This is a genomic window from Mucilaginibacter mallensis (assembly GCF_900105165.1).
Lineage (GTDB): Bacteria > Bacteroidota > Bacteroidia > Sphingobacteriales > Sphingobacteriaceae > Mucilaginibacter > Mucilaginibacter mallensis.
This window is the reverse complement of sequence record NZ_LT629740.1, coordinates 4,967,769-4,992,505: the sequence shown is the minus strand read 5'-3', so window position 1 is coordinate 4,992,505 and position 24,737 is coordinate 4,967,769. Positions and strand designations below refer to the sequence as shown.

Sequence of the window (24,737 nt, the reverse complement as noted above, 5' to 3'; positions counted from 1 at the left end):
AAAGGTTATTATAAAGATGAATGCAGGAAAACAAAATCTTACACAACACAAAAATCCGACAAAGGCGCCGGATGTAAGATCTGTATTCTTTCAACCCAAGCTTACCGTTAACCAGCCCAATGATGTATATGAGCAGGAAGCTGACCACATGGCAGACCAGGTTATGCGTATGCCCGTTCCCTTTGCAAACCAGGACAGCTTTTTTAAACCAGCCGGCAAACCCATACAGCGTAAATGTGCTCATTGCGAGCAGGGAGAGAAAATGCTGCACCGTAAGGAAAGTTCCGCAGGAGAAGTTGGGGGCAACAGTCAGTTAGATAATTATGTGAGTTCATTAAGTACAACAGGGCAAACCCTCTCTGCCGGCAGCCGGCAGTTTTTTGAGCCGCGTTTTGGGCATGATTTTTCCAGGGTGCGCATTCACACTGATTCAGGAGCTGCAAAATCGGCACAATCCATTAACGCTTTAGCTTACACAAGCGGCAATAATATAGTTTTTAACAGCGGGCAATATTCGCCTGAAACATCATCGGGGCAACGGTTAATGGCGCATGAGTTAACGCATGTAGTACAGCAGGGGAAGGATGTTGTAAGAAGATACGGGCACGATAAATTTTGTGATGATGACAAACACCTGAAGCCATTTATATGGCCGGGGCATGCAGCGGCACTTACCATGTTGAGCAATGTAATACAGGCTTTTCAAAGTAATGACCCAAGGGTAGATCAGCTCATCCCATTATTGTTTTGCGGAGATGCCATTAATCACAAGCAAACAATTAAAGATACATACATCACTATTCAACAAAAAATAGCGGAAAACTATATGTATCACTGTAATGATGCCGGCAATCAAAATTCTGATGCAAAAAAATGTCGTGGCCAACGTGCGGAAACAGATTTAGGCTGGTTTTCAGGTCTTCATGATATCACCTTATGTTTTGATGTTATAAATAGTAGCTGGACCACCGCCGATGTGGGGGGCTTGATTATTCATGAAAATTGGCACAGGGCTTTTGGTACGAGTGATCACCCCTGGGCTTTACGCGGAAATCCTCCGGAATGCGGTTCTGGTTGTAGTAATAGCGCCGGCTCATTATTAAATAACCCGGATTCATATGCCTGTTTGGCAAAATTGTTTTTGAATGGATAAAATGGAAAAAGCAACAAAAAATGTAAATAATTTATCGGTTAATAATAGCTCCGCTGAAAAAAAACATGCCCCATTTTTTCAGCCCACGTTTGCCATGAACAAACCTGATGCTGCTGCGCGTATGCCCGTTCCCTTAGCAAACCAGGACAGTTTTTTTAAACCTGCCGGCAAATCTATACTGCGTAAATGTGCTCATTGTGAGCAGGAAGAGAAAATGCTGCATCGTAAGGAAAGTTCCGCAGGAGAAGTTGGGGGCAACAGTCAGTTAGATAATTATGTGAGTTCATTAAGTACAACAGGGCAAACCCTCTCTGCCGGCAGCCGGCAGTTTTTTGAGCCGCGTTTTGGGCATGATTTTTCCAAGGTGCGTATTCACACCGATTCAGGAGCTGCAAGATCGGCACAATCCATTAATGCTTTAGCTTATACAACCGGCAATAATATGGTTTTTAACAGCGGGCAATATTCACCTGAAACATCATCAGGGCAACGGTTAATGGCGCATGAGTTAACGCATGTAGTACAGCAGGGGGCAACAAAACAAAGCATTCAAAAGGCAGATGCGGGCCCTTCAGATGGTGGCCTTCCACCGGGTGGGGTGCCGGAAAACGTACCGCCGCCAAGGCCGATTCCCGATCAATCCAACAAAATATGCGGCCCCAAAATAGATGCCCCCTTAAAAAGGGTTTTGGACGAAGTTAGCACTGAATTCGCGGGTTGGGACGCAGATAAGCAAAAGGCCAATTGTGATGCCTTAACGAGCCTTTTCCATATCCATAATGAATGGGATATAGAACACCTGCATTTAGCGGGCATAATACCGGCTGCCATAGGGTGCGGAATACCGGAAATGGGCGAGGACAAAAATGTGTGCAGCTTAACCGTAGAGGTTGATGGCAAATGCTATTTGGCTGGCACAGTAAACTATGCATTATGGGGGCGTGCATGCAGGCTGTGTAATGATAAGATGGGGCATCCTTCTCATGCTACAATGAGTAATTTATCAGCTATTTATAATGTAGTGGGAATTGATGATCCGGGACCGCCGGGAGCATGGGCAGAAACCGGGTGGAATGGGTTTACAGGTACAGCGCCTGATAATCCTAACAGGCCTACTTGCAAAACCACATGCCCAACTGTAAGCAAGGGGCCATTTAGCTGGCAATGGTTGCCAACACATAAAGGCTTTAATTATTAAGTGTAAAAAGCCGCTAATATGTATGACAGATTAAATAACGCTATGATACCAGTTTCCGCAAATAATAAGGCAGCTTCACCTTTTTTTAAGCCTGTCAATAATATTATACAGCGTATGCCTGCAATTATTCAGCGGAAAATGGAGATGACCGGTAATGATGCAGCGCATTGCATGCAAAAAGCAGAAGAAACCCTCAGGAAGCTGGAAACAAATATGCAGGGTAATAGCTACGGTAAACAGGATTATATAACAGGTGCCGTAAAAATGCTCCGGAGCAAATGGGATGCGAAAAAAATTAAATGCTATCATTTTGATGGGATGGTACATGGCGAAGATGACTACTCGGGAGATGAGATATGGCTGGATGGTGATAACGATAATTTTTTGGATGAAGGAACGCTGCTGCATGAAGGTGTGCATGCTTACCAGGCATCGCAGCACAAGGATATTGCAGCTAAATATGCTAGTGCTTTAAACACACAAAGGCCGCTTGATCCTACCAAACCTGCAGATCTGAAATTATTGAAATGGAAAGCATGGACGGAGTATTGGGCCTACCGTGCTAAATACGATTATTTTAATCCCACCCGTAAGCAGGCGATGAAGGAGGATGAGATAGACAAGCTGGTAATGGATACGCCCGATGTGAGGAAATCCACAGCGAAAGTATGGGAGTTTGATCAGTCGTTCATCCCCAAAACATATAATCCTTAATCAATCACCATGCTGCAAGCGATCGAAACATATATTCACCAGTTTTCAGGCTACCTTCAGGCTATCATCCAGAAGGATCATAGCGCTGAGTGGGATTTAACAGCATTGATAGAAGCGATTACCCAAGAATTTAAAAAGTACGGCGTTCAACTGGCACCACCGGAAGGGCTGATCTTCCTGATGGTGTATATACCGCATATATACCCTAATTTTTATGATGAAGTAATGAAGGAAGCCATGCCGCAGGGCGGTGATTTTCCCGAGTTTGGAGGAGTGAGGGGAAGCAGTCACCGGGGATTATTGCCTACCGGCGAAACTGCCCAGTTTATATTGGCTGGTGATGATATAGAAAAGCGCTTATTCGTGCAGCAATTGCTTACCGGCGGAACACTTGTAAGATACGGAATCCTCTATCTTGAAACAGTAAAGGAAGGCGAGCCGATCATGAGCGGAAGGATAATTGCTGAACAGGAATGGATAAGCCGTTTGGTAATGGGAGTGGAGATCCCGCCGCGCTTTGGTCCCGAGTTTCCGGCTAAGCGGATAATTACAGAGATGCAATGGGACGACCTGGTGCTTAACCCCTATACCTTTAGTCAGATCAACGACATTAAAACCTGGCTGATGTATAATGCTAAGCTAATGGAAGACGAAGTATTGAAAAGAAAGGTGAAACCAGGTTACAGGGTGCTGCTGCACGGCCCTCCCGGTACGGGTAAAACACTTACAGCGTCATTGTTGGGCAAGCAGTTTAATAAGGATGTATACCGTATTGATCTTTCGCAGATCGTATCGAAATTTATTGGGGAAACGGAAAAAAACCTGGAAAAAGTTTTCTCGAAAGCGGAGAACAAGGGCTGGATATTGTTTTTTGATGAGGCAGATGCGCTATTCGGCAAGCGAACACAAACCCAAAGCTCCAACGACCGGTATGCCAACCAGGAGGTCTCCTACCTGTTGCAAAGGATAGAGGATTTTCCCGGCCTGTTAATACTGGCATCAAACTTTAAAAGCAATATGGATGAGGCCTTTTTACGGCGATTTCATACGGTAGTGCATTTCCCTGCGCCCAATCCTGCGGAGCGCTTATTGCTGTGGCAAAAATCGTGGCCGGCATCTTATAAAATGGAACCTACATTCAGTCTGAAATTAATCGCTGATAAGCATGAGTTGAATGGTGCCGCTATAATTAATATTATGCATTATGCCTGCCTTAAGGCCATAGCCAGGGACGATGAATACATTCGTCATGATGATATTCATGAGGCCATAAAAACGGAGTACCGCAAAGAAGAACGAAGTATGAAGTAGCGGTAATTGCCCTTTGTGACAATGCAATTACAGTATTAACGCCACTTATACAAAACGTATCATTAATACCCACTTTTGTATAAATCTACCCTGAAAATTGACCATAATTTTGACTCAACAAAAAAACTTAAAACAATGGCAAAAACAATTTTTATAACAGGTGCATCCAAAGGTTTTGGAAAGATCTGGGCAGAAGCACTTTTAAAACGTGGCGATAAGGTTGCAGCTACTGCAAGAAACTTGGACACACTTAACGACCTGGTAGCTGAATATGGCGATGCTATATTACCTATCAAATTAGATGTAAACGACAGGGCCGCAGGTTTTGCAGCTGTTAAACAGGCAAAGGAAAAATTTGGTAGTATTGATGTATTGATCAACAACGCAGGTTTCGGCTTATTTGGCGCTATTGAAGAAACTACCGAGCAACAGGCACGCGAGCAAATTGAAACCAACGTATTTGGTTTATTGTGGTTAACACAGGCCGTATTGCCAATTATGCGCGAGCAGGGGCATGGCCACATTATACAGGTATCAAGCGTGTTGGGTATAACCACCTTGCCTGTTTTAGGCTTGTACAACGCGTCAAAATTCGCGGTTGAGGGTTTAAGCGAAACATTGGCTGCTGAAGTAAAAGACTTTGGCATAAAGGTATCATTGATCGAACCTAATGGTTTTTCAACCGACTGGGCAGGTGCATCAGCATTCAATACTGAACCAATACCGGCTTATGATGGTGTAAGGGCAGCATTCCAGGCTGGGCTTACTGATGATGCTTTTGGCAAACCAGAAGCTACCGTTGATGCGGTTTTAAAACTGGTTGATAGCGAAAACCCTCCGTTAAGATTGTTCCTGGGTAAAGTTGCTTTCCCTTGGGTTAAACAAGTTTACGCAGGTAAACTGGCTGAATGGGAAGAATGGGCCGATGTGGCAACAGCTGCGCACGGTCACTAATTTAAATGGTATTTAACTGACAAAATCTGCGCTTAATTTAGCGCAGATTTTGTGTTATTTGTATGATTATGAAGCACTTTAAAAGTCTTGCCGAAATGCACCGTTTCAATGGTTTCCCGCCACCGGAAAATCCACTGATCAGCCTGCATCATTGCAGAACTGATAACGCCTGTATGCTTGGCGAACGGGAATTTACTGCCGACCTGTATATGATCGGTTTTAAAAAGATAAAGTCGGGTGTGGTGATGTATGGCCGTACTAAATATGACCATGAAAATGGTTCCATGATATTTACCAAACCACGGCAGATCATCCAGTTTAAAAACCTGGAGTTTGAGGAAGACGGCTTTTTGATCTTTATCCATGAGGACTTTATGAACGGGCATCCACTGCATTCCGAGATCCAGAAATACGGTTATTTTGATTACGAGGCCAACGAGGCCCTGCACCTGTCGCCACGCGAAGAAGAATTGATGTGGGACCTGTACCATAAGATCGACGCAGAGTATAACAATAACCCGGATGAATATAGCCGCGATATTATGCTTACGCATATTGATTCGCTATTAAAATACGCGCAGCGTTTTTACAAGCGCCAGTTCATCAACCGTACTGAATTATCGGGCAAAACGGTCTCAAAATTCAACCATGCGCTGGCTGTTTATTTCGAAAGCAATTCAATTGCCAACAAAGGGCTACCAACTGTAAATTATATTGCTGATCAGCTGAATCTGTCGCCACGTTATTTGAGCGATCTTTTAAAACAGGAAACAGGTAAGACGGCAATGGAGCTTATACATATCTACTTAATGTCCGAAGCTAAAAACCTGCTTAAAACCGCCGATCAAAGTGTGTCGGAAATAGCCTATACACTGGGGTTTGAGAACCTGCCTTATTTTTCGAGATTGTTTAAAAAGGAGGTGGGTATCAGCCCTAATCAATTCAAGAAACAGTTATTGAATTAGTCCTGTTTTAGGAATGATATGGTAAATGAATGGTAAGGTTCAATGAACTGGTAATTCAATGAAAAACCAAAGTTTTCGCATATCTGGCGTGATATCGTTAGCCCTAAACCAGTACCCTCTGATCGTGATGATTTATGAAAACGTTTAAATATATCATCATTTGGTAATGCGGTGTTTTCGCCTGTGTTGGCTATGGTAAGGCTTTGTTCGGTAAGCTCAATGTTTATCTCACCACCAATATGGTTATGCCTTATGGCGTTACTTACCAGGTTGTTCATTAAAATATCAACCAGATACCTGCTGGCATAAATGTATTTAGGGCCTAACGAACAATTGAGTTTTAATTTTTTATCCTGGAATATCTCATCGAACTGAACAATCATTTCCATAATAAGCGCGTGCAGATCAATTTGCTCGCGGCCGTGGTCCAGTCTGTTCTCTATTTTAACTAATAATAATAAAGATTGGTTAAGGCGATTTAAGCGGTTAACAGAGGTATAAAGATCATTCAATATAGTGCTTTGCCGTTCACTAAAATTATCGGTCTGTATCAGCGTATCCAGCTTTGAATTTATTACAGCTATAGGCGTAAGCAATTCGTGCGAGGCATTTTCGGTAAAGGTTTTCAGATCCTTATAATCATGTTTTACCCTCGATGCCATGCTGATAACAGCAGTATTCAGCTCCTTAAACTCATCAATATGGGTGTCAACCTTTTGCAGCTCATTGGTGTCGGTAACATTAAACATTTTCAGGTCCTTTGTTATGGTGTAGAATGGCTGCCATAAGCGGGTTAATAATAAGCGGTTGATGATTAGCAAAATCACTAACAGCAGCAGAATAACCCCTATAGTGATGGCGAAAATAATGCGTATCAGATCCTCGGTTTCAACTTTTGATTCTACAACCAGTATTTTGTAATACTTGTCTTTAACCATAACAGCGCTGATCAGTCCGCGGCCCGATTCATAGCCCTTTTCATTAATGTTGTAATAGTTAGTATTGATGAATTGCCGGGTTACGGAATTGACCGGAACGGAGAAAAAGCTGATCTGCTGGTCGTCCGACTTAAAAACCTGGGGTAAATGATGATTAAGATTTACATAGTCAAATATCTCATTTTCTTCCACCACCAAATCTTTATCAATCTGGTTGGTTAATATCCAACTGATGGTTTGGTAATAAATAATACCGGTGATCATCATCACAATAATGGTGGTGATGAGGGTAACGCGATTATACCTGTCTAAAAGCCTCATGATTCCGTAAACTTATAGCCCATGCCATAAGCTGCCTGTATATAATCCCTTGAACCCGCTTCAACCAATTTTTTCCGGATGTTTTTTATATGCGAATAAATGAAATCAAAATTATCGGCCATATCCACACCATCGCCCCATAAATGTTCGGCAATGGCATTTTTTGAAACCACCTTGCCTTTGTTAGCTATAAAATAAAGCAAAAGCGCGAATTCTTTACGGGTAAATTTAATGCTTTGTTTGCCTACTTTTACCTCTTTGCCCAACAGATCAATGGTAATTTCATTAAAAGTGAGGATGTTGCTGCCGTTATATGATTTGCGGCGAATAATGGCGGTTACCCTTGCCTTTAACTCCGATAGGTGAAAAGGCTTTACCAGGTAATCATCGGCGCCAAGGTCTAAACCCTCCAGGCGATCATCGAGGGAGTTTTTGGCTGAAATAATAAGTATACCGTCGGTGTAATTATGTTCTTTAATGATCTTGAGGAGGTCAATACCATTGCCGCCGGGTAAGGTTATATCCAGCAAAATGCAATCATAACGGTACACGTTTACTTTTGTTAAAGCTGTTGCGTAATCGGCAGCGGTTTCGCAAATATTGCCGGCCTCGGTAAAGTACTCCTCAATACTTTCACGCAAACCTTGCTCATCTTCAATGATTAATATCTTCAAAGCAGTTTTTTTACAAAGTTATCATTCAATACTGTAAATTTTCTGGAATAATAGCAACATGCTGAAAATTATCCCGGTGCAATTATTTTATAATCTTTTGTTTGTAATTAAGTTGTTGCAATTGTGTTACAACAAAATTTATCCAAAGTTAAACAGCACATTTGGCGCAAAATCGATTTTTCAAATTATCATTATAATGCGCAACATTGCTCTCTCATTCCTTTTAATTGTACTTTCTATAAACGTATGGGCTCAAAATAATACTGCTAAAGGTAAAATTAGCGGTAAAGTTATTGATGCCAGTAATAATACCCCTGTTGATTACGCTACTGTTAGCCTTTTTAAAGATGGCAGTGCAAATCCGTTTAATGGTATGAGTACCGACCCCAAAGGAAATTTTACTTTAAATCACCTGGCTGATGGTAACTATAAACTAACTATTGACTTTATAGGTTACCAGAAAAAGGTTATTGATCATATTATTATCAGCGGCTCAAATACTATTGCATTGGGCGAGGTAAAACTGGTGCCGGTACAAACCCAGTTACAGGCTGTTGTGATTACCGCTAAGGCCCCAATAGTTGAAAATAAGATTGATAAAATGGTTTACAACGCTGCAAATGATGTAACCGCGCAGGGTGGTGTAGCGCTTGATGTGCTGAAGAAAGTTCCGCAGGTTAGTGTTGATATTGATGGTAATGTGGAGCTGCAGGGTAACTCAAACATCAGGTTTTTAATAAACGGAAAGCCATCCAGTATTTTCGGGGCGAGTTTGGCCGATGCGCTGCAATCTATTCCTGCCAGCCAGATCAAGAGCATTGAGGTAATAACAAGCCCCGGTGCAAAATATGATGCATCAGGAACAGGCGGTATCATTAATATTATTTTAAAGGAAAGCAATGTACAGGGGATAAACGGTAGTGTAAACCTTTCGGCAGGTACACGTTTGGAGAATGGCTCATTTAATTTAAACGCCAAAAAAGGCAACTTCGGCGTAAACGCCTATTTCAGCGGTAATGAGCAGCTTAACTCCACTACCAAAACCACCACTAACCGTACCTCGGTTGATAGCGCGAATAATGTAAGCCGCCTTATCCAAAGTGGCAGCAGCGCGTTTAAAAGGAGTGGTTACCAATCAGGGATTAGTTTTGATTGGAGCATCAGCAAAAAAGATGAGTTAACCGGTTCATTTGGCTTTAATCATTTTGGTAATCATGGTGAGGGCCCAACCAGCCAGTTGCAGGAAACTACTGATGCAAGTGGGGCTACAACGTTATATCTGCCCAGCCTGCGTAATTCAAGCAGCCGTTTCAGCGCCAATTCATCAGATGTTAGCCTGAGCTATAAAAAGACATTTGATAAAAAAGATGAGGAACTGGATGTATTGTATACATCAAGCTTTGGAAATAACAGTAATAATTTTTCGCAGGTGCAGACTTATCAGTCAGGGGGCTATTCTGCATCGGGACAGTCGGGCACAAACCCTGGAACGGACAGGGAAACCGATATATCAGTAGATTATACCAATCCGTTCAGCAAAAAGTTCACACTGGAAACCGGTGCCAAGGCAGTTATAGAAGGCATCAGCAACAGCGTTGTTACCGATACCCTTTTAAATGATGGTGAGTATGTAAACAATCCCAATCAAACTTATAGCTTTAATTATCATCGCGATATATTTGCCTATTATTTATCGGGCACGTTTTCATTATTCAATGATTTTATAGACGGCCATGCAGGGCTGCGTTATGAGTATACAACAACTACTGCTGATTTCCCGGGGACAAGCATCCCCGACTATGGCACTTTAGCGCCATCGTTTACCATACAGCATAAGCTTAATGGAACGGAGTCGATAAAATTTAGCTATAGCTACCGTATTGAGCGCCCTGATTATGGCGGTCTGAACCCTTTTTATAATATCAGCGATCCGCACAATATCAGCACCGGTAACCCCAATCTAAAACCGGAAATAGGCCATAATTTTGAATTAGGCTATAATAAATCATTTGAGCAGGGGACTAATGTTTATGTAGCAGCATTCTATAGGTATAATACCAATGATATCCAATCATTCACTACTTATTACCCTACATTAGCTATTAATGGTACGGACTACAGCGATGTTTCACTTACCCAACGATACAATATCGGGTCCGAAAAAAATGAAGGTGTTAACTTATATGTTTCAGTACCCGTTACAGGAAAATTCAGCCTGCGCTCAAACATGTTTGTTGCCGACAGGATATCAAATAACCCCGGCAGCCCGCAGGTAAGCGGGGTTATATACAGGGTTAACCTGAATGCTTCTTATGATTTTGGGCATAACTTTATTGCTGAAGTTTTTGGTAATTACCGATCATCACAAAGAACCATACAGGGCACTAATCCGGGTTTCGGGTTTTATAACCTGGCGGTACGTAAACAGTTCCTTAACAAAAATGCCAGTATAGGTTTAACTGCGGCCAATCCGTTTAACAAGTATGTGAGCCAAACAGCTACTACTACAGGTGCCAACTTTAACCAGATATCAACCCGCGAGATCCCTTTACAATCGTTTGGTATAAGCCTGAATTACAAATTTGGCAAGCTCGAATTTAAAAAGGATAAAGAGAAAGACAGCAACCAGGATGTACCGCCAGAGGCTAATTAACCTTTAGCGATACAGTAGCGCTTTTGCCAAAAACTATTTTCTGTGCCGGATCTGTTGGGTTTGTATTCCACAAACACTCCCTTACGGTCAGGATCTGTTTTTTAGCATTCAGCGATATTAACTGGAATGATTGCAATGTTTCGTCCTTGGCTGAGTAAGCGCCTTTCATAGGTGAATCAACCCTGAAAGTATTCAGGCTTATGTCGTTATCCGGGCCTTTATAAGCATAAAACTGGTTCCAGTTGCTATTGCCGTGGAAATATGCTTTAATGTTTGGATGGGCCTTTATAAATTTCACAAAGCCGCGCTGTTCAATATTGGTAGCTCCATCATCCTTTGATGCTATATTCCCTTCTTTGTAATGCTCGGCAACCAGGTTCTGGAATTTATTTTCGGCCGTCATGTTATATGGCGGCAGGGGATTAGTGAAGTGTTTTGATTCGCAGGTAGGCTGATCATGGGTAAAAATAATTACCGGGGTATTGGCGGCAACGGTATCCAGGTCCTTCTGCATCCATATCCGCTCGGCTGAATCGGCCCATAGGGTGATGAACATAAAGTGTATGCCATCTATATTGTGCGAGTAATTGATCTTATCCTTCGTGAAATCATAAGCCTCATTGGTCATAGGTGTTTGCGGCTTAAGCATCAGGTTATAAATGCCAACCATTGATGTTGGATCGGTTAAGGGCTCCAAAGGTGTGGGAAAACCAATAGCGTTTGAAATATCATGATTGCCTGGTACCATCAATAATTGGGCAGGTTTGCCATTGTGCCCGGTTACATGCAGGCTGCCCATGTAATCCGTTTTAAATTGATCCCATGATGCTGCCGCGCTTTGTATAGGTGCCTCCATACGGTTGGCAATATCGCCGCCTTCAATTACATAATCTATTCCGCCTGTTACATTACCGGCATTAACCCCGCCATCGGCAGGGAGGGTGAGTGAGGGTAGTGTATTCATTTGCTTCACCATTGCAGCATTTACGGTATGACCGCTAACGGCAGTATCGCCCCTGAATTTTGCACGGGTTATGCCATAATGCGCATCCGAAGTAAAGATCATTTGCACAACCTGGGCATGCGCCAATTCAGGGCCGTTTAACAAAACAGCGGCAATAAAGATGGCTTTAAAAAGCTTTTTACAAGTATGACTCATTTTTAAATATGTTAATTTTTTTCAACCGGGTCGGCAATACTATACGCATTTCTGTTTGCCTTAACCAGCAACTTAATAGTAACAGGATATTTGTTTGAAAATTGAAACAGCGCGTTAATAACCGCGGCTGGTGCTGATGTATTTACCTGTGGCGTTGGGCTGGTAATATCAACACCAATGCGGTGCCCGTCATTACCAATGGTTTTGTAGGAGTTAGGTACATAAGTCACGTAATTTGTGCCTTTAACCAGCCATGGCGAAATAAAAATATGGTCGTACCAGGATTTTGCCCCACCGCCTGTACCGCATGAGTTTGGTACAGTTGTAAGTGCCCTGGTTGTTGTTGTCAATTCTGAGGCATAAGATCCTGCATTATCTTCCCACTCTGCCGGGTATTTAACCGTTTGGTCGGGATAGAAAGGAGGGTCGCTCATGCGTTTTGTGGAATCAGTTGAGGTAATGATATTTTGATACCCGGCCTCATAACTATTGGCGGTGTTAAAATCGCCCATGTTAATGAGATTAGGGAAATAGGCAAACTTAGCGCGTAAAGTAGCCATATAGTGCGATACCTGCATATCGCGTATAGTGCTTGATGTACCTGACTGGGTATGGTTTACTACTACGTACAAATAAGTGGTATCGTGTGTAATAGCTAAGTTAGGGTCGTTATAGTATAATTTGTAAAGATCAAAATCAGTGGCATATAAATACAGGCTCTCTGTTTTTACATAAGTTAGTTTCTGTTTGTTATAAAACAGTACAGACATGTTACTGCCGCCGCTTGCATCGGTAGGGGTTGCATAAGCATAACGGCCGGGAAACACCGTATTTAGTACGCTGTCGGTAATATTATCAGCAAGGTTAGTCGGCAAGGCCGATGTAGGGACAAAAGCATTCATCTTTTCGCAACTCATCAAATCGGGCTGTGCGTATTGAATAATTGTTCTGAAATAACCGTTTAATGCTGTTGTGGTACCCTGGCAATCATCGCCATAGCTTAATACATTGTAAGCCATAACATTTAAGGTGTCGGTTTTATCAACAGTATTTGCCAGCGGCGGCCCGGGCTTTGTTGTTACCGGGGGAGGTGTTACCGTAGTAGTGGTATCGGTTTTGGTAACCGGCTTAGTTGCCGTTGATTTTGAGCAGGATGCGAATAGAAATATCCCGGCTGTTAAAACGGTTAATAATGTTGCTTTCATTCGGTTATTCAGTATATGTGTTAGGGGATTTAATAAATAAAGGCAGTTACGATTACGTAACTGCCTTTATGCAATGTTTTTAAATATTAGTGTTGGTTACCTGTACCATTTAACTGGTAGCAACCCATATCTTTTCCAGGCAATGTTATACCGCTTGAACCAAAGTTAGGATCGATAGGTATACCTGTAGTTATAGGTTGGAAAGCTGTAGTTGTTCCTTTACTGGCAGCAGGTGAGCCACTTTGTAAATGGAAGTTATAGCTATCAACTGAACATTGGGTAACCCATGCATTGTTAGCTGCAGGCAATGGGAAGTTAACAAACATTGGATTGTTTTTGCCAACTAATGAACTACCGTCATAAACTAAGCCAAAGGTATATGATGCACCTAAGAAAGCTGCCATGTTAGGGATATCTGTAGCTTGTGGATGAGTAACAACCGGCTGAGCTACGTTTGTAGGTACAAACTGACCAGCTATTGAAGCATTATCAGCATAATAGAAGTTGTAACCGTATGCAGTTTTAGTAATAGCGTCAGAAGCATTGTATGTTGTATCGGCCAAATAAACCTTTGCACCACCCGGGCCACCTGCTATACGCACGCCGAAATCACAGTTAACAATAAGGTTGTTATATACTAATGCTCTTGAGTTGTTCTCAATTTCAACTGAACCGCTTCTTGCACCGTAAACACCATTGTTTCTGAAACCATCATTTACATAAGTGTTGTTATACATAGTAAACTGGCATTCGCCGGCTGTAGTACCATCACTTGCTGTTTTTGTACCGTTGGTTGCACCACCTATAATTAAGTTATAAGCCATGTTACCAATTGCACTGCCTTTGGCATTGAAACCGTCACCACCATTGCTACCGCATTTTTCCATAGTGTTTCTCATAATGTTGTAGAAACCGCCATAAAAACGTGTTGCATCATCAGGTGAGCCATACATCCATGAATCCTCCATAATAAAAACACCGTTAGGGTTCATGAAGTATAAAATGTATTGGGCACCAACTTTTAATGAGTTAGCGTTAGGGAAAGGAAGCGCTTTTAAAGCAGCACCACCAAAATCAAGGTGAGTCCATTTAAGTACTACCAGTTTACTGGTTGGGCCGGCATATATACCACCCCAGCCACCTACGTAAGCTGAATCCTGACCTACAGTTGAAGAACCTGTTGTTTTAACCCTGCGTGGATCGGTAATAGTTACAGGCGCGTCTTTTGTACCAAGACTTACCAAATCACCGTTTACAATAATGTTTGCTCCGTTGGTCATGTTAAGCTTAACACCTTTTTGTATCAAAAGCGTATCGCCGGCATTAATGGTAATGTCACCACCAATGGTGTAAGTTTGGTTTGCAAGGAATGTACCTTTATAAGTTCCTGCTGGTAAAGTCCCGGTGTTAGGAATTGCTTTACCTATCTGGATTTGTGGTACCGATACCACTGCTTTATCGCTGCTCTTGCTGCACGCTGCAAGCGCTAAAAGCGATATTCCTAATGTAAAAATTTGTAACTTTTTCATAAAAATGATGAACTGAATAGTGTTTAATTAAATGTTATAGTTGTTGTTTTGGGTTTTAAAAATTGTACTTAACACCCAGGTTGTAGCGTGCGTAAAACTGATCATACTCAACAGTAGTGTATGAAGCGCTTTCCTGGTGCGGGTATTTGGCTATGCCTGTATAGTTATAGGTGTTATTTTGTTTAATGATCAACTCGTAAGGTGTGTTCAAAAGGTTATTGACCTTAGCGTATACGATGAAGTGATGGCCGATCTTCTTTTGTGCAGAAGCATCAAGATAGGTTGTTGGCCTTTCCCAGGTATCAAGTCCGTAATAGTTTGATACAGCCTGTATACGCTCACCAATATAGGATAAGGATAACTGCCCATCTAAACCAAGTTTCAGGTCCTTATACAGTAACGAAGCATTGCCTATGTTGGCTGCCTGCCCTTGTAATGGCCTGGTTTGATCAACATGAGTAATTTGGCCATCCAGTGAAACGCTTTTTAATGTGGTAATTTTAGAGTTGGTATAAGTATAATTAATTTCGCCTCCTATATTGCCAAAGAATTTTTTGGCTTCCAACTCCAGACCATAATTCTGAGCATTGCCAAAATTGTTTGGTACATAATATAAGCTTGCACCGCCCTGTGACTGCTGAAGCACAGTTTCAATAGGGTTGATTAACTGTTTGTAAAAGCCACCCAACATAAATTCATCAAAAACAGCCGGGAAAAACTCGTACCTTAAATCAAAGTTGTTAATCACGGTATGTTGCAGATAGGGGCTACCCATATGAGAATAATTCTCATCCGCAGTAGGGTCCGAAGCGGGGATAAGATCAGCAAAGGCTGGGCGAAGTATGGATTTAAAATAGGCTGCTCTTAATGCCTGATTATCTTCATCCGTAAGCTTATATTTAACATTAATGCTTGGCAAATAATCAGTATAAGTAATAGTTGCTGTTTTACCCGGGAAGGTTACCGGTAGATTAGAGATATAATATTGATAAGTATGCTCAGCTCTTAAGCCGGCTATTACATCCAGTTTATCACTGATATAATATTTTACCATACCGTAAACCCCTTGTACATTTTCTGTAAAAGTGTAAACTCCCGGATCTGTGGCTGATGATCCTTTTGCATTTACAGTATCGGCACCTATAAAAATGAATTTAGCGTTAGGGATAGTGGTATAAGTTTCAGGCACACCGTTAACTATTGTATTAGGCAAATTGTAGCTATCTACAAAATTGTCACGTGTTTTGTGCCTTATCATGCCACCGGCAGAAAATATCGCCTCGCGGCCAAATATCTTGACTTTATAATGCAGGTTTAAATAAGCTGAAATATCCTTATCTGTATTATGCATCCATATCCGCGATTCGTTTTGTACTAGTGTAGGGCCGTTGGTTATGCCATCAGCAACTGATACATTGGGTTCCGCCGGGTTGCCGGTAGCCTGGCTTGTTGTTGATGTTGGGCTTGTGCCATATTGGGTATCAAACTCTGCATCATCGGGTAGTTTATGTTGGGCCTCTGAGCCGGCAATAGTCCATTCAAATGAAAATGGATCACTTATTTTATGCTTGCCACTAAGAGTTATATTAGCGATATTTTGAAGATCAGACCTGGTTTCGGTTAAATTATCAACAGAAAAAGTACCGCGATAGCCCTGGTAGGTGTAGCCGCCATAAGTATCATCCTGGGTTTGACGAACCCTGTACTGGTTTAATGCCAGGTAAGTGGCAAATAAATTAATGACGTTATTCGAGTCAATTTTATAATCGATAGAAGCTATAGTTCCCAAGCGTTGAAGTTGGGTTGAATACTGGCGATTATAAGAACTTTGAAAAGCAGTTTCCTGGTTTTGATTACTACCTGCTACCGGCGGCCCTACTGTATTTGTTTGCAATACTGCAAAGCTGTTTTGGCCCTGATATAGGTTTTGATAACTTCCTGAGAAAAGCACGCCCAGCTTATTGTTCAAATAACGGTTACCTATAGTTAAGCTCGCATTTAAGTTTGGAGCAGGGTTTGCTGTTTTAGTTAACAGGTTTTGATAAGGGAAGTCAGCTGGTGTTGCAATTCCTCCGGGGTTTATTTCGCCTGGCGCTTTGCTGTTTACCGTGCTGCGGTCAAAACTTGCAAAGGGGCGGTCAAAAAATATCTGGCTGTAACCCGTACCAAACTCACCATCTATCTTTAATTTGTCGGGAGCGGTTTTCATTACCAGGTTTACAACACCACCGGTAGCATCGCCTTCCATATCCGGCGTAAGTGTTTTGTAAATATCAATCCTGTCAACCAATCCGGCCGGGAAAATATCCAGTGGTATATACCTGTTTTTGTTGTCAGGGCTTGGGATCTTAATCCCGTTTATTAAGGTGGTATTGTATTGTTTATCCATACCGCGGATAATAACGTGTTGCGCATCACCGGTACTGTTCCTGTCTACAGATATACCTGATACGCGGGCAAGCACGTTTGATACCAGTACATCCGGAGATATGGCAATTGCCTGTGCTGAAACTGCGTTGATGGTATTGTTGGAATTCTTTTCATCATTCCTGGCTGATTTTTCGCTTCCCCTGCTTGCATGTTCAGTAATAGATACTTCAGTTAGGGCGGTGGCATTATCAGCCATGGCAATGTTTAATACGGCAGTTTTTTCTTTGGTTACCTCAACCGTATAGTCCTGGGTTGTTTTGTAGCCTACAAAGCTTATATGCAGTTTGTAGACACCGGCGGGTACATTTTTAAATGTATAAACTCCATCCAGTTTAACTGTAGTATTCTCTTTGAAACTGTTATTTTCGATATGAACAGTAGCGCCAACAAGCGTTTCCGCAGTTTTTGCGTCGGTAACGTTCCCTTTAACAATCTGCGCGGATGCCGAAAAGTAAAAGCCGGTGAGTAAAAAGAATAATATTAGATAATTTTTTTTTTGTAGAAGTATTTTCATGAACAAGGGGATTTTAATACAGATGATCGCCATCTTTTGTCGATTTATCTGCAAAAACACCCTTTAATTCTGTGCGAATTCTGAATTTTTTACTAATTTGTGTTTTGTTAACACAATGATTTTTTTATGTTAACACCGGGGCTGAAAAATGATCAAATCCGGTATTTTTGTTTATAATTTATTAACATAAAATTTCCCTTTTAGCATTCGGAATTCACAAAAATCCTCAAAAGCAAAATATACTTTTGATTTTGAGGTAGTGCTTTATCGTGGAGGAAAATAGTCTGTTGCTTTATGTGGTAAAATGAATTAAGATATTGAATACCAGTATTTAAGATATTGTGAAAACAAAAGGCCATCCCAACAGGAATGACCTTTGTGCATTGAACCTAAATAGATGCTAATTGCTTTTACTATTGACCGATCTTAATATCGACGGCTGATTTTGGTTTGATCAAATTAAAATCAAGTACCACATTGTTTTCATTTACCCAGGTAAGGTATTCCAGCGAGAGCTTTTTTACCACATCAGGGTATTTTGCGGCAAGGTTTGTGGTTTCACCACGATCTACGTCAAGGTCGTACAATTCCCACTGATTGGTTGGAAAAGCTGACACCAGTTTCCATTTGCCTTCGCGCATGGCACGGTTGCCCCAAAGCTCCCAGAATAATGGTTTATCCCGATTAATGGGCTCACCCTTAAAGAACAAACCGGTTAAGCTTTTACCAATAAGTGGGTTGATCTTATGCCCGTTATAAACAGCCGGATATTTTGCACCTGCAAGATCATAAAAGGTAGGAGCAAGGTCAACCAAATGCGCTGTACCTGTGACAATGGTGTTTGGCTTTATCCTGCCCGGGAACCAGGCGATAAGCGGTGAGCTCATGCCACCTTCATACAATGCCCCCTTAAATGAGCGCAGCGGGGAATTAGAAACAAACGACCAGTTTTTGCCCTGTGATTCAAATGAACCCGATGTACCAACCGGCCCTAAATTACGGGCGGCATGTATCTTGCCATGTGCCACATCCTCGGCAGGTGCGCCGTTGTCTGATATAAATACGATGAGTGTGTTATCATCCTTTTTTATCTTCTTCAGTTCCTCCAGCACTTTGCCTACATTTTGGTCCATACGATCAACCATAGCCGCGTATACTTCCATTTTGGATTTCCATAGCTGCTGCTCGTCATAGGTTAGGTTGTCCCAGTTAGGTACATCAGCATCTCGTAAAGCAACTGTTTGTGAAAGATCGCGGATACCCAGCTCAACCTGTTTTTTTATACGCTCCTTGCGCAGCGAATCCCAGCCGATATTGTACCTGCCTTTGTACTTGGCAATATCCTCGGGTAATGCCTGCAATGGCCAGTGTGGCGCGTTAAAGGTTAGATAGAGGAAGAATGGCTTATCGCTTTTGCTTTGCTCATCCAGGTATTTAACGGCATGGTCGCCTATTTCATCGGTCATGTAATAACTGTCATCAGGTTTATGCCAGCGCTTGTTATTCTCTTCAATTATTACCGGGTACTTACCACCGCCCAAAGGCATATAGCCTGTATTGAAATAGTTAGCGGCACCGCCGATAATCCCAAAGAACTTATCAAAACCACGCTGATTTGGCCAGCCCAGACTATCATTACCTACATGCCATTTTCCCGACATGAGCGTACTATAACCATCCTGTTTCAATACCTCGGCCAGCGTTACCGATTCTCTATTAAGATAGCCTTGATAAGCAGGTAAGCCCAGGTCAACATCAAAGTAACCAATGCCTGCTTTATGCTGATCCTGCCCGGTTAAGATGGATGAGCGTGTTGGTGCGCATATGGCATTATTGTAAAACTCCTTTAAGCGCAAACCCTGCGCTGCGAGCCTGTCGAGGTTGGGCGTATGGATCTCTGAACCGTATGAGCCCAAATCAGAATAGCCCATATCATCAACCACAATAAGGATGATATTGGGCTTTTTTCCTTGGGCATATAACTGCTGCTGTACCATAATGGCCAGCAGCAGTATAAATGCAATTTTAATTTTCTTCATTATCTATTGATTACCTTGAGCGGCCTTTTTTATGCCTTCAGTTAATGTTTTCGGTGCATCTGCTGTTCTGTGGATCCTGCGTTTGATCACATCGTCCCAATCAATCAACGGATACAGGTTGTTGTTTTTTGCCTGAGCATCAAACAGATCCTGTAACTCCTTTAATTTTTCAGGATATTTTTTAGCCAGATCAATGCGTTCGTTAAAATCTGTGTTCAGGTTATATAATTCCCAAACATCAGTACTGAAACCGCTTGATGGGGCAGGTTGATTTGCGCCAGCGTTGCCCAGGTCGGTAAAATCAGGATGGTGATAAACTTCTGCTTTCCAGCCATCTTTGTAAATAGACCTTGAGCCGAAGATATAATAGTACTGAACATGATGCTGCGATGGTGCATCAGGATGATCAAAAGAATAAACCAATGAGGTACCTTGTATGGTATCCTGTTTAATTCCCCTTATATATTCCGGAGCTTGAATGCCCAGGAACTCTAACGTTGTTGGCAAGAGGTCAATAACATGGCCGTATTGTGTACGTATAGTACCCTTATCTTTTATTCCTTTCGGATAGAAAACGATCAGTGGGTTACGTGTACCACCTTCGGAGTTGGCATCTTGCTTCCAATATTTAAATGGTGTATTTGCGGCCTGTGCCCAACCCAGCGGGTAATTACCTTCAACAGCATCAGGAGTACCTATTTCACCTATTTTCGCCAGGTTATATTTTATATTTTCCTCTTCAGAAAGGGGCTTGCCAAACAATTGTCTGTCGATATCACCGTTGGCGGTTCCTTCCTTACTTGCGCCGTTATCACCAATAACAACATAAATTAAGGTGTTATCCAACTGACCGCTTTCTTTCAGGTAATTGATTAAACGTCCAACTTCATGATCGGTATAGGTTAAATAACCGGCATATACTTCCATAAAACGAGCATAGAGTCTTTTCTCGTCTGCCGATAGGCTGTTCCATTCTTTTATGCTTGAATTACGGGCAGGCAATACGGCATTAGCAGGTATAATACCCAGCTTTTTCTGTCTTGCAAAAACCTCTTCTCTAAATACATCCCAGCCGGCATCAAACTTGCCTTTATATTGGTCGCTCCACTCTTTTGCTACCTGGTGCGGTGCATGTGTTGCGCCTGGTGCATAGTACAGGAAGAATGGCTTATCAGGCGCTACTTTGTGCTGGCGTGTAAGATAAAAAATAGCTTTATCGGTGATCTGCTCATTTAAATGGCGGCCATCCGGAGTTGCGTGGGCATTGTCCTCAACCAGATCGGGTTTGTACTGGTCTGTTTGTGAACCCAGGAAACCAAAGTTATGGTCAAAGCCCTTTCCGCTTGGCCATCGGTCAAACGGACCTGCATCGGTTGCATCTTCATCGGGTGTTAAGCCATATTTACCAACCTGGAAGGTGTTGTAGCCATTTTCGCGCAAGATCTCGGCAATGGTACCTTTATCCGAGGGGATACGGCCATCCCAGCCAGGGAAACCAGCCGACAGCACAGTATGCGCGAAACCAGCCATGTGTACCCTTGACGAGTTACGCCCGGTTAACAAAGCCGCACGGGTTGGGGCGCAAATTGCTGTGGTGTGGAAGTTAGTGTATCGCAGACCGTTGTTTGCCAAACTATCAAATGTAGGTGTGCGTATTACACCGCCAAAGGTGCTCGATGCGCCGAAACCAACATCATCCAGCAAGATCCAGATAACGTTTGGTGCTCCCTTGGGCGCTTTTATAGGCGGTGTCCATGATTCCTTCGATTCGGCCAGGGTTTTGCCGATCACCCCCTGAAAGGGCTGCTGTTGCTGCGTTATGTTTTGTGCCTGTGCCTGTTGCAGTGCGGCCCCTGCCAATAGCAGGGAGGCAATAATTGTCTTTTTCATTTTTGTATCTGAGTGGTTTTATATTGATTTATTTAGTTTCAAGTGTTTATATTCTTAAATCGCGTTTGCTATCCCTGTTTTTTTATGGGCGGATTTACCCAAGTGGTTTTATCATGCAGGTACTCATCCGTGGGTACATAAATGCGCAGGATAACGTTAAAGCTATCTGCAGGTGCAGGCAGCCAGTTGCTCTGTTTATCTGCTCCCGGATCATTATGCTGCAGGTATATATCCAGCGAACCATCAGCATTAAACTTTAATTTGTTGCGGTCGCCAATGGCATACCTGCGGATGGGATTATCAGATAAATACCTGTCCTTATCATACATGGTAAGCGACCAGAAAGCCTTTGCAGGGGGGAGTTTACCTGCCTCGAAATGGATAACGTAATTGTTATTACCATTTAACGGCGCTTTCTCAGCATCAGCATTATAGCCAATATATGTTGCTTCTTCGGGCGGTAAAGCGCCCAATCCTTTATAGGCTACAGCAGCCCTGGTCAGGTAATCATTTCCGTAATGGCCTATTTGTGTGCCATTCTGTGGTTTAAAATCTGCTGAGGCCTTTACATTATCAAAAGCGGCATATATTTCATTGGGTACATTTTTTAATGCTTCCTGTGTATCCTTATCAAAATCATTGAGATCGAATTTTCCATCGGGCTTAACGCCAATTTTTGCCAGTCGTTGCAAAATTCCTGAGTCTGCCGCCAGACCGGGATTTTTTACCAGCAACGCGTTCAGGTAATTAAAAAAGCGGTCGACAGGCAGTTGTTTTACCGCCTGAACCAGGGTTAACTGGTGGGCCTGCACTTCTTTAATTTCAGGATCGACCACATCATAATGGGTTGTTTTTTTAACACTTGCAGCGCCGGATTTGCCCCAGTCGTTTAGCAAAGTGATCTTAAATTGATCCTGTATAGGGCTTACAAAATTCGCCTGGTCTTCAGGGCTGTTTACCTGTATGCGGCCAATTATCCAAACCAGGTCGGTAGGTGATTTTACTTCCTGTAAACCAGCAGGGATAGTGCCATGCCAGCGCGGCCCGGTAATAACATAGGTTTGCGCATGTGTGCCCGTAGTTCTTTTACCAAAGGATGTGAAAACGTTGGTCCATGCATCCATCAGCGGCACTACAAAATAGCGGTCCTTGGTATCGGGGATGGTGAGCACAACAGCATCATCCCCCAGATCTAAAAATGCTGATGAGTAATTGGTGTCATTATTTGGCGCTACCACCAGGCGTGAGGTATGGTCAGGAAACTTGTGCCCATGTATAAACACATTGTTGGGTACGCCACTTACCTGCCTGGTGAGGTCTGTTAATATTACCGGTAAGCCATAAATGTATGCAGCTTTCGCTAGTTTAATTATCTCCTCATTCTCTGCCCGTGTATACTTGTGTACAGGGTTGGCCGGAGTAATAAATGCTATATGATGATAACTTTTAGCATCGCTGTTCAAGGCCGACAATGTGCCTAATAACAGCAATGGGGTTATTCCAGAGAATTTTTTCATATGATTACAATTGAAATCAACGAGCTTAATACAACACGAAAACATCATCACTCTTTTAATGGAGTAATGATGTTTTGCGTTGTTATATATGTTTTATAATGTTCATAATTAAATGAAAGTCATTAGTTAGTATAACCGGGGTTTTGTGTTAAGCCGGGATTTAAACTGATCTCGCTTTGCGGGATCGGATATAGGTAGTTTCTGGTTGCGACATTTGTTTTAGATGATACCTTTGACACTGCCTGTACCAATTGACCTGTGCGTACCAGATCAAACCAGCGCTGGGCCTCCTGCACAAACTCGCGCCTTCTTTCGGCATACAGCGAATCGCGAAAAGCGGTTTGGGAAAGGCCTGTTGTAAGCGTGCCGGTATTTGCACGTACCCTAACCTGGTTAATGGCAGTGTAAGCATCAGCAACCGGGCCATTAACTTCGTTCAGCGCTTCGGCATACATGAGCAGCACATCAGCATAACGCAATACCGGGAAATTGATATTGCTTTGGCCGGGGGTCAATAGTTCGCTTCTGTCAACATATTTACCGAAATAGAAGGTCGGGAAATTATAGACTAAACCTGTAGTCGGGTTAACCAGCGAAGTATAAAAAGTAACAGCCTTGCGGGTATCGGTACTACTGAACTGTTTGTACACCGAGCTATCCGCCGGGATATCCGCCGGAACGTTACCAACAAAGCCCGCGAAGTTGGCGCCCATTAATGAGCTGCTGTTGCCCAATCCGCCGTTTGAAGAGATCTGTGCCGAGAAAATATGCTCTACACCGTTCTTGGTTGATGGGTTAAATACATCAGCATAATTAGGGAACAGCGCGTAGCCATAGTTTCCGTTAATTACCTCTTTTGCTTTGCTTATGGCGTCGGTCCAATCCTTTTGGGTAAGGAATATCTTTACCAATAGTGATTTTGCCGCGCCTCCGGTTGCCCGGCCAATATCTGAACCGGAATAGGTTGAAGGCAGATTTTGCGCGTCGGTAAGGTCCGCAATTATTTGCGCATAAACAGTGGCCGCAGGTGATCTGTCGACCTTTAAACTGTTTAAGTTCGAGGCATCAGCCGGGTTATGCAATACTAATGGTACATCGCCATAAAACCTTACCAGGTTAAAGTAGAACAATCCCCTTAAAAATTTTGCTTCGCGAACATAGCGGCTTCTTAATGTGGTATCAAACTGTATGGTTGGTATGGCGTCGATAGCAGCATTGGCACGGCTTATACCGGTATACAATTGCCTCCAGATTACCTGCAGTCTGTCATCAGTAGCGGTATAGGTTATGGAGCTTAATGCCCTTACATTCGGGTTGATAGCCGATGGGCCTGCGGATAGGTCATCCGTAGTCATATCAGCCAGGAAATTGATCTCCCTGCCATAAAGTGGCTGCTCGGAGCCATCGCTGGTGAGCTCGCTGTATATACCGGTTACACCTGCAGCGGCATCCGACTGTGTTTTGTAAAACCGACTGGCGGTTATATATGATGTTGGATTTTCATCCAGCTTATTGCAAGCGGATAAGCTACCAGCTGCAATTAGTATTAAGAATATCTTTTTCATTGTTGTAA

17 protein-coding genes are annotated in these 24,737 nt (G+C 42.6%); 7 read left to right on the top strand and 10 right to left on the bottom strand.

What is annotated here, in order from left to right:
* Positions 1 to 16 precede the first annotated feature (16 nt).
* The 6 genes from BLU33_RS20350 (at position 17) to BLU33_RS20325 (ending at position 6,295) form a co-directional block, all read left to right on the top strand.
* The gene (locus tag BLU33_RS20350) at positions 17 to 1,153 is read left to right on the top strand and encodes an eCIS core domain-containing protein (RefSeq protein ID WP_157682277.1); all 1,137 of its coding nucleotides are present in this window, start codon (positions 17 to 19) and stop codon (positions 1,151 to 1,153) included.
* A gap of 1 nt (position 1,154) precedes the next feature.
* Positions 1,155 to 2,351, top strand: a complete 1,197-nt coding sequence (locus BLU33_RS20345; RefSeq protein ID WP_197684524.1) for an eCIS core domain-containing protein — start codon at positions 1,155 to 1,157, stop codon at positions 2,349 to 2,351.
* An 18-nt stretch (positions 2,352 to 2,369) separates the two neighbouring features.
* A complete protein-coding gene (locus BLU33_RS20340) occupies positions 2,370 to 3,065 on the top strand; it encodes a hypothetical protein (RefSeq protein WP_091377526.1) in 696 nt (231 codons plus the stop codon).
* 9 nt (positions 3,066 to 3,074) lie between these two features.
* Positions 3,075 to 4,376 (top strand): ATP-binding protein, encoded by a 1,302-nt coding sequence (locus BLU33_RS20335; RefSeq protein WP_091377523.1) that lies wholly within the window; start codon positions 3,075 to 3,077, stop codon positions 4,374 to 4,376.
* Positions 4,377 to 4,511: 135 nt separating this feature from the next.
* The gene (locus BLU33_RS20330; RefSeq protein ID WP_091380829.1) at positions 4,512 to 5,330 is read left to right on the top strand and encodes an SDR family NAD(P)-dependent oxidoreductase; all 819 of its coding nucleotides are present in this window, start codon (positions 4,512 to 4,514) and stop codon (positions 5,328 to 5,330) included.
* Between the two features lie 68 nt (positions 5,331 to 5,398).
* Complete coding sequence (locus tag BLU33_RS20325) at positions 5,399 to 6,295, top strand: helix-turn-helix domain-containing protein (protein ID WP_091377519.1); 897 nt, start codon at positions 5,399 to 5,401, stop codon at positions 6,293 to 6,295.
* Here BLU33_RS20325 and BLU33_RS20320 read toward each other — a convergent pair.
* Positions 6,292 to 7,554: a sensor histidine kinase gene (locus tag BLU33_RS20320; RefSeq protein ID WP_091377515.1), complete on the bottom strand. Its 1,263-nt coding sequence runs from the start codon at positions 7,552 to 7,554 to the stop codon at positions 6,292 to 6,294. The two genes, BLU33_RS20325 and BLU33_RS20320, sit on opposite strands and share 4 nt — an antisense overlap.
* The gene (locus BLU33_RS20315; RefSeq protein ID WP_091377510.1) at positions 7,551 to 8,228 is read right to left on the bottom strand and encodes a response regulator transcription factor; all 678 of its coding nucleotides are present in this window, start codon (positions 8,226 to 8,228) and stop codon (positions 7,551 to 7,553) included. The genes BLU33_RS20320 and BLU33_RS20315 overlap by 4 nt, the downstream gene beginning before the upstream one ends.
* A 196-nt stretch (positions 8,229 to 8,424) precedes the next feature.
* Between BLU33_RS20315 and BLU33_RS20310 the strand changes: the two genes are divergently transcribed.
* Positions 8,425 to 10,881 (top strand): outer membrane beta-barrel family protein, encoded by a 2,457-nt coding sequence (locus BLU33_RS20310; RefSeq protein ID WP_172829275.1) that lies wholly within the window; start codon positions 8,425 to 8,427, stop codon positions 10,879 to 10,881.
* Here BLU33_RS20310 and BLU33_RS20305 read toward each other — a convergent pair.
* The 8 genes from BLU33_RS20305 to BLU33_RS20270 all read right to left on the bottom strand — a co-directional run bounded on the left by BLU33_RS20305 (position 10,874) and on the right by BLU33_RS20270 (position 24,729).
* Positions 10,874 to 12,040, bottom strand: a complete 1,167-nt coding sequence (locus BLU33_RS20305; protein WP_091377503.1) for a metallophosphoesterase family protein — start codon at positions 12,038 to 12,040, stop codon at positions 10,874 to 10,876. The two genes, BLU33_RS20310 and BLU33_RS20305, sit on opposite strands and share 8 nt — an antisense overlap.
* An 11-nt stretch (positions 12,041 to 12,051) precedes the next feature.
* Positions 12,052 to 13,245, bottom strand: a complete 1,194-nt coding sequence (locus BLU33_RS20300) for an exonuclease/endonuclease/phosphatase family protein (protein ID WP_091377500.1) — start codon at positions 13,243 to 13,245, stop codon at positions 12,052 to 12,054.
* Between the two features lie 86 nt (positions 13,246 to 13,331).
* The gene (locus BLU33_RS20295; protein ID WP_091377497.1) at positions 13,332 to 14,774 is read right to left on the bottom strand and encodes a hypothetical protein; all 1,443 of its coding nucleotides are present in this window, start codon (positions 14,772 to 14,774) and stop codon (positions 13,332 to 13,334) included.
* Positions 14,775 to 14,829: 55 nt separating this feature from the next.
* Positions 14,830 to 17,718 (bottom strand): TonB-dependent receptor, encoded by a 2,889-nt coding sequence (locus tag BLU33_RS20290; protein ID WP_172829274.1) that lies wholly within the window; start codon positions 17,716 to 17,718, stop codon positions 14,830 to 14,832.
* Between the two features lie 413 nt (positions 17,719 to 18,131).
* The gene (locus tag BLU33_RS20285; RefSeq protein WP_091377490.1) at positions 18,132 to 19,757 is read right to left on the bottom strand and encodes an arylsulfatase; all 1,626 of its coding nucleotides are present in this window, start codon (positions 19,755 to 19,757) and stop codon (positions 18,132 to 18,134) included.
* Positions 19,758 to 19,760: 3 nt separating this feature from the next.
* Positions 19,761 to 21,647 carry an arylsulfatase gene (locus BLU33_RS20280; protein ID WP_091377487.1) on the bottom strand — a complete coding sequence of 629 codons (1,887 nt, stop codon included), beginning with the start codon at positions 21,645 to 21,647 and terminating at the stop codon, positions 19,761 to 19,763.
* A 68-nt stretch (positions 21,648 to 21,715) separates the two neighbouring features.
* Positions 21,716 to 23,164, bottom strand: a complete 1,449-nt coding sequence (locus BLU33_RS20275) for a DUF1254 domain-containing protein (protein WP_091377483.1) — start codon at positions 23,162 to 23,164, stop codon at positions 21,716 to 21,718.
* 122 nt (positions 23,165 to 23,286) lie between these two features.
* Positions 23,287 to 24,729 carry a RagB/SusD family nutrient uptake outer membrane protein gene (locus BLU33_RS20270; protein ID WP_091377479.1) on the bottom strand — a complete coding sequence of 481 codons (1,443 nt, stop codon included), beginning with the start codon at positions 24,727 to 24,729 and terminating at the stop codon, positions 23,287 to 23,289.
* Positions 24,730 to 24,737 lie beyond the last annotated feature (8 nt).